This window comes from Streptomyces lonarensis (assembly GCF_012033735.1).
In the GTDB taxonomy this organism is placed as follows: domain Bacteria; phylum Actinomycetota; class Actinomycetes; order Streptomycetales; family Streptomycetaceae; genus Streptomyces; species Streptomyces lonarensis.
Window position 1 is genome coordinate 18356 of the sequence record NZ_JAAVJD010000049.1, and the last position, 9544, is coordinate 27899.

8 protein-coding genes are annotated in these 9544 nt (G+C 74.5%); 7 read left to right on the forward strand and 1 reads right to left on the reverse strand.

Annotated features, from left to right (window positions below; all coding sequences use genetic code 11):
- The first annotated feature begins 152 nt into the window (after nt 1–152).
- From HCN56_RS09250 to HCN56_RS09280, 7 genes are all read left to right on the forward strand, one after another.
- Nucleotides 153–1220 (forward strand): LacI family DNA-binding transcriptional regulator, encoded by a 1068-nt coding sequence (locus tag HCN56_RS09250; RefSeq protein ID WP_312871143.1) that lies wholly within the window; start codon nt 153–155, stop codon nt 1218–1220.
- Nucleotides 1221–1641: 421 nt separating this feature from the next.
- On the forward strand, nt 1642–2946 hold the full coding sequence (locus HCN56_RS09255; RefSeq protein WP_167969035.1) for an extracellular solute-binding protein: 1305 nt from the start codon (nt 1642–1644) through the stop codon (nt 2944–2946).
- Nucleotides 2947–3018: 72 nt separating this feature from the next.
- Nucleotides 3019–3918: a carbohydrate ABC transporter permease gene (locus tag HCN56_RS09260; protein ID WP_312871144.1), complete on the forward strand. Its 900-nt coding sequence runs from the start codon at nt 3019–3021 to the stop codon at nt 3916–3918.
- A complete protein-coding gene (locus tag HCN56_RS09265) occupies nt 3915–4784 on the forward strand; it encodes a carbohydrate ABC transporter permease (protein ID WP_376770860.1) in 870 nt (289 codons plus the stop codon). Before HCN56_RS09260 ends, HCN56_RS09265 begins: the two co-directional genes overlap by 4 nt.
- 37 nt (nt 4785–4821) lie before the next feature.
- A complete protein-coding gene (locus HCN56_RS09270) occupies nt 4822–7317 on the forward strand; it encodes a glycoside hydrolase family 3 N-terminal domain-containing protein (protein ID WP_167969036.1) in 2496 nt (831 codons plus the stop codon).
- Nucleotides 7318–7466: 149 nt separating this feature from the next.
- Nucleotides 7467–7982, forward strand: coding sequence for a GNAT family N-acetyltransferase (locus HCN56_RS09275; protein ID WP_167969037.1), 516 nt, complete (start codon nt 7467–7469; stop codon nt 7980–7982).
- Nucleotides 7889–8368, forward strand: coding sequence for an RNHCP domain-containing protein (locus HCN56_RS09280; protein WP_312871145.1), 480 nt, complete (start codon nt 7889–7891; stop codon nt 8366–8368). Before HCN56_RS09275 ends, HCN56_RS09280 begins: the two co-directional genes overlap by 94 nt.
- Before the next feature lie 36 nt (nt 8369–8404).
- Here HCN56_RS09280 and HCN56_RS09285 read toward each other — a convergent pair.
- The coding region (locus HCN56_RS09285; protein WP_312871146.1) for a putative PEP-binding protein at nt 8405–9544 on the reverse strand (1140 nt) is incomplete at its 5' end.

Below are 9544 nucleotides of genomic sequence, written 5' to 3' on the forward strand. Positions count from 1 at the left end.
TGCCTCTCCGTCTAGAGGGCACCCTGGTGTCCGTCAAGACTTCCGGAATAGAGTTGAAAGACTTCCGGAGCGCGAGGGCGACTCTTCCGGCCACAAGCCGGGCCGGGGGAGAATGCGATCACCGAAGCGAGTGGCGGACGGGTGGGAGAGGCGTGACCAGCGACATCGACGCGACCGGGACCGGGGGCCGCGACGGCGGCCGGGTGACCATCACCGCCATCGCGCGGGAGGCGGGTGTCTCGGTTCCCACCGTCTCCCGGGTCGTCAACGGCCGCTCCGACGTGGCCCCCCAGACCCGGGCCCGGGTGGAGGAGCTGCTGCGGCGGCACGGCTACCGCCGCCGCACCGGCAGCGGCGGCGGCGACCGCGCCGCCCTGCTCGACCTGGTCTTCAACGACCTCGACAGCCCCTGGGCGGTGGAGATCATCCGCGGGGTCGAGGAGGTCGCGCACGAGGGGGGCGTGGGGGTGGTCGTCTCGGCGATCCACGACCGCGCCGGCCCCGCCCGCCAGTGGATGCGGAACCTGCGCGCCCGCACCTCGGACGGCGTGATCCTGGTGACCTCCGTGCTGGAGCCGCTGCTCCACGACGAGTTGCACCGGCTCGGCGTGCCCATCGTGGCGGTCGACCCGGCGGGCTCGCCCGCGCTGGACGCCCCGACGATCGGCGCCACCAACTGGGCGGGCGGACTGGCCGCCACCGAGCACCTGCTGCACCAGGGGCACCGGCGCATCGGGTTCATCGCCGGCCCGCCCCGACTGCTGTGCAGCCGGGCCCGGATGGACGGGCACCGGGCGGCGCTGGCCGCCGCCGGGGTGCCGGTCAGCGAGGAGCTGACGGTCCCGGGCGACTTCTACCACGCGTCGGGGTTCTCGGGCTGCAACCGGCTGCTGGAGCTGGCGGAGCGGCCGACCGCGGTCTTCGCCTCCAGCGACCAGATGGCGCTGGGTGCCATCGAGGCGCTGCGCCAGCGCGGGCTGCGCGTTCCGCAGGACATGAGCGTCGTCGGCTTCGACGACCTGCCCGAGATGCGCTGGGCGTCGCCGCCGCTGACGACGGTGCGCCAACCGCTGGCGGAGATGGGCAAGATGGCCGCCCGTACCGTCCTGGGCCAGGCGCGCGGCGAGGCACCCGACTCGCCGCGACTGGAGCTGGCCACCGAGCTGGTGATCCGGGCCAGCACCGCGCCACCCGGCGGCTCCACCCCGCCGGGCGCCTGACCGACACCGACCGACACCCACCCCGACCGGAAACCGCCCGACGGACGACCGACCGAGAGCCGCCCGACCGCCGGCCCATCGCCCCGCCGCGGAGCCACGCGCCCCGGAGCCGCCACGACCCCGACCGCACCGGCCCCACCGACCGCCCGGCCGCGCCGACCGCTCCTGCCGTCCCACCCCGCCCGCCTCGCCCACCCGAGGCCGGCGGGGCCCTGAGCGTGCCCGCGCCAACGCCCCCGGGAACCGACAGCCCGCCCGGCGCCCCGGCTTCCGCCGAAGTCGCCCGACCGCCCCACCAGCGGCGACCCGACGCGCCGTCAGATAGCCCGGTCCGACCCGTTGACGCCCCCGCCGCCCGGCCCTACGTTTCTTCCGCACCAGCACCGAGAATTATCGGCGAACTTCCGGAAGGTGCCCTGCGATGCCATTCGACCTCCACCCGCGGCTGCGAACCCCGGCGGCCACGCTCGCCGGCGCCGTCCTGCTGGCCGGCACCCTCGCCGCCTGCGGCAGCGGCGGCCCCTCCCGTGCCCAGACCCTGGAGGTGTGGACCTACCAGGACGCCTCGACGCACATCCAGGCCGAGGCCGTGGAACGCTTCAACGAGAACTCCGACGTCCAGCTCGAACTGGTGGAGATACCGGGCGCCAACTACCAGGAGCGGATGCGCACCGCGATGGGCACGCCCAACGCGCCGGACATCTTCTTCAACTGGGGCAGCGGCTCCATCAGCGACTTCGTCCAGCAGGACATGCTGGTCGACCTCACCGACACCCTCGCCGAGACGGACGAGCTGCGGGACGCCTTCGTCCCCACGGTCCTCGCCGCGGCCGAGATCGACGGCGGCGTCTACGGGGTGCCGATGCGCGGCGTGCAGCCCGTGATCCTCTTCCACAACACCGAGCTGTTCGAGCAGGTCGGCGCCGAACCCCCCACCACCTGGGAGGAGATGGAGGAGCTGATCGAGCTCTTCCAGGAGGAGGGCGTCACCCCGGTGGCGCTCGGCGGCGCCGACGCCTGGACCTCGCTGATGTGGCTGGAGTACCTGCTGGACCGGATCGGCGGCGCGGAGGTGTGGCAGCAGATCGAGAGCGGCGACACCGAGGCGTGGGGCGACCCGGCCGTGGTGGCCGGCGCACAGACCGCGCTCGACCTGATCGAGGACGGCGCCTTCGGCTCGACCTTCCTCTCCAACGCCTACACCAACGACGGCGTCTCCACCTACTTCGCCCAGGGCAGGGCGGCCATGCACCTCATGGGCAGCTGGGAGTACGGCAGCCAGCTGGCGAACGCCGAGGAGTTCGCCCGGGAGCGGCTGGGGTACGGCACCTTCCCGGTGTTCACCGACGGCGCGGGCGAGGCGTCCACCATCGTGGGCAACCCCAACAACTACTGGTCGGTCAACTCGGAGCTGGAGGGCGAACGGCTCGACGCCGCACTGGAGTTCCTCAAGCACACCACCGACGACACGTACCTCTCGGCGCTGGTGGCCAACGGCGACATCCCCGGCACCGTCGGCGTGGACGACCGGCTCGACGACCACCCGGACCCGGAGTTCGCCCGGTTCCAGTACGACCTCATCACCGAGGCCTCGGCGTTCACGCAGTCCTGGGACCAGGCGCTGCCCAACCGCGCCGCGACGGAGATGATGAACGCCGTCGACGACCTTTTCAGCGGCGGCCTCACCGCGCAGGAGTTCGCCGACACCCTGCGGGGCGTCTCCTAAGTGTCCGCCCCGCCCCCGATACCCGCCTCCGCCCGGCGGGCCGAGTCCCCGCGCCCGTCGTCGCCCGCCCCCGTGGCCGGGCGGCGGCGGGCGCGGGACACCGGCCGCCCCGGCGTGCTGTGGGCCGTTCCCGGCCTGCTGTTCTTCGGCCTCTTCGCCGCCGCCCCCATGGTGCTCGTCGCGTGGCTCTCCTTCACCAGCTGGGACGGGCTCTCCGCGCCGACCTGGACCGGTGTCGAGAACTGGACCCGGCTCCGGTCGGACCCCGCCATGCACCGGGCGCTCCGACTGAGCCTGCTGCTCACACTGTTGAGCTGGGCTTTCCAGACCCCGGTGGCGCTGCTGCTCGGCGTCTGGTCCGCCGGGCACCAGCGCTCCCGCGCCGTGCTGTCCGCGCTGTTCTTCCTCCCGCTGCTCGCCTCCTCGGTGGCGCTGGCCCTGGTGTGGCGGTCGATCCTCGACCCCCACTTCGGTCTGGCCGCGGACGTGGCACGGTGGCTGGAGCTGGGTGACGCCAACGTGCTGGGCTCGCCGCGCGGCGCCCTGCTGGCCGTCGCGTTCGTCGCCGCCTGGCAGTTCATCCCGTTCCACGCCCTGCTCTACCAGGGCGGCGCCCGGCAGATCCCCCGGTCGCTGTACGACGCCGCCTCGATCGACGGGGCCGGCACCGTGCGGCAGTTCTTCGCCGTGACCCTGCCGCAGCTGCGGAACACGGTGGTGACCTCGTCGGTGCTGATGGTGGTCGGATCGCTCACCTACTTCGAGACGGTGCTGATCCTGACCGGCGGCGGGCCCGGGTCCGCCACCACGATCGTGCCGTACCTGATGTACGAGACGGGATTCCGCGCCTTCGACCTGGGCTACGCCAGCGCCGTCGCCACCTCCCTGGTGGTCGTCGCAACCGGCGTCTCCCTGCTGATGGTCCGCCTCACCGGCTTCGGCCGCATGCGATCGACCCGGGAGGGGATGTGAAGACTGTGCCCCCCGCCACGGCCCCGACGCCGAGCCGGCACCGACCGCTGTGGCGACGCGCCAACATCCCGGCCGGTGCCGGGGCCGCGCTCTGGCTGGCGATCGTCCTGATCCCGCTGTACATCCTGGTGTCGGCGACGCTCCGCACCCGGGAGGACTACCTCGAACGCGGCGCCCTCGCCCTGCCGACCTCGCCCTCCGTGGAGAGCTACCGCCGGGTGCTGGCCGGTGACTTCCTGACCTACCTCCTCAACACCGTGGTGGTGACGGCGGCCTGCGCGGCGCTGGTGGTGGTGCTCGCGGTGACGGTCGCCTACTCGGTGGTGCGGACCCGCAACGCCGCCTCCCGCCGGGTGTTCCAGCTCTTCCTGCTGGGTCTGGCCATCCCCTCCCAGGCCGTCATCATCCCCGTCTACCTGATCATCACCGAGCTGAACTTCTACGACACGCTGGCCGCGGTGATCCTCCCGACGGCGGCGTTCGCGCTGCCCGTCGGGGTGCTGATCCTGGTCGGCACCATGCGGGACATCGACGAGGAGACCTACGAGTCGATGGCCCTGGACGGCGCCGGCCCGCTGCGGACGCTGCTGAACCTGACGGTCCCCATGTCCCGCGCGGGCATCGCCACCGTCGGGGTCTTCTCCGCACTCCAGGCGTGGAACGGGTTCCTCTTCCCGTTCCTCCTCACCCAGTCCCGGGACACCCGGGTCCTCACCCTCGGACTGTACGACTACGTGGGCGAGTTCCGGGTCGACGTACCCGCGCTCCTCGCCGCCGTCGTGCTGTCCGTCGTCCCCATCTTCGCCGCCTATCTCCTGGCCCGGCGCCAACTGGTGAACGGTCTGATGGGGGTAGGCGGACGATGACCCGCGGTCAGTGACACACGGACCCCGAAGGAGCCACATGACCGACCCCTGGCAGGACACCTCCCTCTCCCCCGCCGAACGCGCCGCCGACCTGCTGGAGCGCATGACGCTCCAGGAGCGGCTCGGGCAGCTCGCCTCGATCTGGCCCGGTTCCGCGACCGGCGCCGACGGGCAGGAGGTGGCGCCCTCCCAGCGCCGGCTGGCGCAGGAGATCGACGACCAGGGCCTGCTCCGCCACGGACTGGGCCAGCTCACCCGCCCGTTCGGTACCCGGCCCGTCACGGCGGACGAGGGCACCGCGGCGCTGCGGGACGCGCAGCGCCGCATCCGGGAGGCCAACCGGTTCGGCATCCCGGCCATGGCCCACGAGGAGTGCCTCACCGGTTTCACCGCGTGGGGCGCCACCATCCTGCCGACCCCGCTCGCCTGGGGCGCCGCGTTCGACCCGGAGCTGGTCGAGGAGGCCGCCGCGCTGGTGGGCGCCTCGCTGCGCTCGGTCGGCATCCACCAGGGGCTGGCCCCGGTGCTGGACGTGACCCGCGACCCGCGGTGGGGCCGGACCGAGGAGACCATCGGCGAGGACCCCTACCTGGTGGGGACCATCGGCGCCGCCTACGTGCGGGGGCTGGAGTCGGCGGGCATCGTGGCCACGCTGAAGCACTTCGCCGGGTACTCGGGGTCGCGGGGTGCCCGCAACCACGCGCCGGTGGCGGTCGGCCCCCGGGAGCTGGCGGAGGTCTACCTCCCGCCGTTCGAGACCGCGCTGCGCGAGGGCGGCGCCCGGTCGGTGATGCACGCCTACAACGACCTGGACGGCGTGCCGGCCGCCGCCCACCACGGTCTCCTGACGCAACTGCTGCGCGAGGAGTGGGGGTTCACCGGCACCGTGGTGGCGGACTACTTCGGGGTGTCGTTCCTGGAGCTGTCCCACGGCGTCGCCGACTCCCCCGGCCGGGCCGGCGCACTGGCGCTGGCGGCCGGCGTCGACATCGAGCTCCCGGCCGTGCGCTGCTACGGCGACGCCCTGGCGGAACTGGTCGGCTCCGGTGAGGTCGCCGAGGAGCTGGTGGACCGCGCGGCGCTGCGGGTCCTGACGCAGAAGGCCGAGCTGGGTCTGCTCGACCCCGACTGGTCGCCCGAGCCGCCCGCCCTGCGGCGGGACCCCGCCGGCGGCGGTGGCAGCGACGAGGGCGACGCGACCGCCGGCCACGGGGAGGCCGGGGTCGCGGACGGCCCCGAACCGTCGCCGGGCGTCGACCTCGACCCGCCCGAGCTGCGCGACGTCGCCCGCCGGCTCGCCGAGGAGTCGGTGGTGCTGCTGGCCGCGCGCGACAACGTCCTCCCGCTCGGACGGCACCGGCAGGTCGCCGTGCTCGGCCCGCTGGCGGACGACCCGGCGGCGATGCTCGGCTGCTACACCTTCCCCCGCCACGTCGGCACCGAGCATCCGGGGCTGCCGCTCGGCGTCGAGGTGCCGACGCTGCTGCAGTCGCTCTGCCGGGAGCTGCCCGGCAGCCGGTTCGTGCACTCCACGGCGGTCGCCGCGGCGGGCGGCGGCCCGATCTCCGACGCTCCCAGCGACTCGGCGGACTCCCCCACCACCTCCGTCGACCTGCCCGGTGCCGACACCCGGCCCGGCGCCGGGACGGAGGCGGTCTTCGCCACCGTCTCGGGCTCCGACCTCGCCCTGGTGGTGGTCGGCGACCGCTCCGGGCTCTTCGGCCGCGGCACCTCCGGCGAGGGGTGCGACGTCGCGGAGCTCGAACTCCCGGAGGGCCAGGGCGAGATCATCGACGCGGCGCTCGCCGCGACCGAGGGGCCCGGCATTCCCGTGGTGCTGATCGTGCTCGGTGGGCGGCCCTACGCCCTGGGCCGGTGGGCCGACCGGCTGGCCGCCGTGGTGCAGGCATTCTTCCCCGGCCAGGAGGGCGGCGCGGCGGTCGCCGGTGTGCTCTCCGGGCGGGTCAACCCCTCCGGGCGACTGCCGGTGGGCGTGCCGCGGCACCGCGGCGGCCAGCCCTACGGCTACCTCGCCGCACCGCTCGGCCAGGCCGGCGGCGCCAGCTCCCTGGACCCCTCGCCGCTGTACCCGTTCGGCCACGGTCTCTCCTACACCACGTTCTCCTGGGACGACGCGTCGCTGTCCGCCTCGGAGACCGACACGGGGAGCGCCGTCGAGGTGCGGCTGCGCGTCCGCAACACGGGCGACCGCGCCGGTACCGAGGTGGTGCAGCTGTACCTGCACGACCCGGTGGCCCGCACGGTGCGGCCGGTGGTCCGGCTGGTCGGCTACGCGCGGGTGCCGCTGGGGACGGGCGAGAGCGCCGAGGTCCGCTTCCGGTTCCACCCCGACCTGGCGTCCTACCCGCTGGGCGCGACGGAGCGGATCGTCGAACCCGGCGCGCTGGAACTGCGGTTGGCGGCCTCCAGCTCGGATGTGCGGCACACCCTCCCGCTGGTCCTGACCGGTGAGGAGCGCCGCGTCGGGTACGACCGGGCGCTCGTCTGCCCCGTCGAGGTCAGCGCGGACTGACCCGCCCGGTCCGGTCGGCGGGGCGGCGCGGCCGTGCCGCCCCGCCGACCGGACCACCCCGCGGGCGCCGCGGCCGCACCCGCCCCCGGCCTCGCGACACGCCGTGAAACCCCATTGTCGGGGCGGGGTGTGCGTCGCAGAATGTGCCGATGCTCATCCGACGCGAGATCCCCTCCGACATCCCGTCCGTCCAGCACGTGACGACGGCGGCGTTCACCTCGCCGGAGAATCCCGAGCCCGTCGAGACCACGCTCCTGGCCCGGCTGCGCGACGACCGCGGCTGGATTCCCGAGCTGTCCCTGGTGGCCGTCACCGACGGCGGACAGGTCAGCGGGCACGTGGTGTGCACGCGCGGCACCGTCGACGGCGCGCCGGCGGTGGGGCTGGGGCCACTGAGCGTGCACCCCGCCCACCAGCGCCGCGGCATCGGCCAGGCCCTGGTCCACGCGGTGCTCGGTGCGGCCGAGGCACGCGGCGAGCCGCTGGTGGCGCTGCTGGGCAGCCCCCGCTACTACGGCAGGTTCGGCTTCCGGGCGGCGACCGAGTACCGGATCGACCCGCCCGAGCCGGCGTGGGGCGACTACTTCCAGGTGCGTCCGCTGGCCGCCTGGACCCCGCGGCTCCGCGGCGGGTTCCGGTACGCTGCGCCCTTCGACCGCATCTGACCGGCCGGGCCGCTCCGGCGGGCCGGCCCCTTTGGACGGGAGCCACCGCCATCGACCGCCGAGCCGCCCAGAACCAGGGCTTCACCTGCGAGAACTGCTCCCGGCCGGTGACACCGCTGCGGAACGGCAGCTACCGCAACCACTGCCCCCACTGCCTGTGGTCCAAGCACGTGGACGAGCACCCCGGCGACCGTGCCAGCGAGTGCCGGGGCCTGATGCGGCCCGAGCGGGTCGACCAGCCGCGCGGCAAGGGACTGGCGGTGGTGCACCGCTGCACCTCCTGCGGGTTCACCCGCCCCAACCGCATCGCCGACGACTACGGCCAGGGCGACAGCATCGACGCGGTCAGCGCCCTCATGGCGCGCCAGACACGCCACCTGCGCTGAGCGGACCTGCAGCTGTCGCCCGCGGTCAGACCGCCGTCAGCGCCCGCCGACCGCTGCCCGTCCCGCCTCCAGCCGGGCCACCGGCACCCGGAACGGCGAGCAGGAGACGTGGTCCAGGCCGGCCTCGTGGAAGAACCGCACCGACGCCGGATCGCCGCCGTGCTCCCCGCACACCCCCAGCCCGAGGTCCGGGGAGGTGGCCCGCCCGGTGCGGGCGGCGGTGCGCACCAGGGTGCCGACCCCGGCGGCGTCGATCGTTTCGAACGGCGAGGCCGGGAAGACGCCGCGCTCCAGGTAGCCGGCGAAGAAGCTGCCCTCCACGTCGTCCCGGGAGAACCCCCAGACGGTCTGCGTCAGGTCGTTGGTGCCGAAGGAGAAGAAGTCGGCGGCGCCCGCGATCTCCCCGGCGGTCAGCGCCGCGCGCGGCAGCTCGATCATGGTGCCCACCGGCACCGTCGGGACCGGGCCGCGATGGGCGGCGACGTCGGCGACGACCCGCTCCGCCTCCTCCCGCACGATCTCCAGCTCCCGCACGGCGGCCACCAGCGGCACCATGATCTCCGGCCGGGGGTCGCCCCCGGCGGCACGGCGGTCCGCCGCGGCCTCGGCGACGGCCCGGACCTGCATCGCGAACAGCCCGGGCACGACCAGCCCGAGGCGGACCCCGCGCAGCCCCAGCATCGGGTTCTGCTCGTGCAGCCGCCGCACCGCGCGCAGCAGCCGCCCGTCGCGGCCGTCCCCGCCCTCCCCCCGGCCCCCGGCCTCGCTGTCGCTCCCGCTCCCGTTCCCGTTCCCGTTCCCGCTCAGCGCGACCCGCACCGAGAGTTCGGTGAGGTCGGGGAGGAACTCGTGGAGCGGCGGGTCCAGCAGCCGGACGGTGACGGGGCGACCGTCCATGGCGGCCAGCAGCTCGGTGAAGTCCGCCCGTTGCAGGGGCAACAGCTCGGCCAGCACCTCCTCGCGCTCCTGCTCCCTCCCCGCCAGGACCAGCCGTTCCACCAGGCGCCGCCGCTCGCCGAGGAACATGTGCTCCGTGCGGCAGAGGCCGACGCCCTCCGCCCCGAAGCGGGCGGCGCGGCGGGCGTCGCCGGCGGTGTCCGCGTTGGCGCGCGCGCCCAGCACCCGACGGCGGTCGGCGTGCCGCATCAGCCGGTCGACGGCGCGCACCAGCCCGCC

Excerpts from the sequence above, each read along its gene's own strand:
- HCN56_RS09275 (WP_167969037.1), top strand. The coding sequence starts at position 7,467 with ATGCTCATCCGACGCGAGATCCCCTCCGACATCCCGTCCGTCCAGCAC.
- HCN56_RS09255 (WP_167969035.1), top strand. The coding sequence starts at position 1,642 with ATGCCATTCGACCTCCACCCGCGGCTGCGAACCCCGGCGGCCACGCTC.
- HCN56_RS09270 (WP_167969036.1), top strand. The coding sequence starts at position 4,822 with ATGACCGACCCCTGGCAGGACACCTCCCTCTCCCCCGCCGAACGCGCC.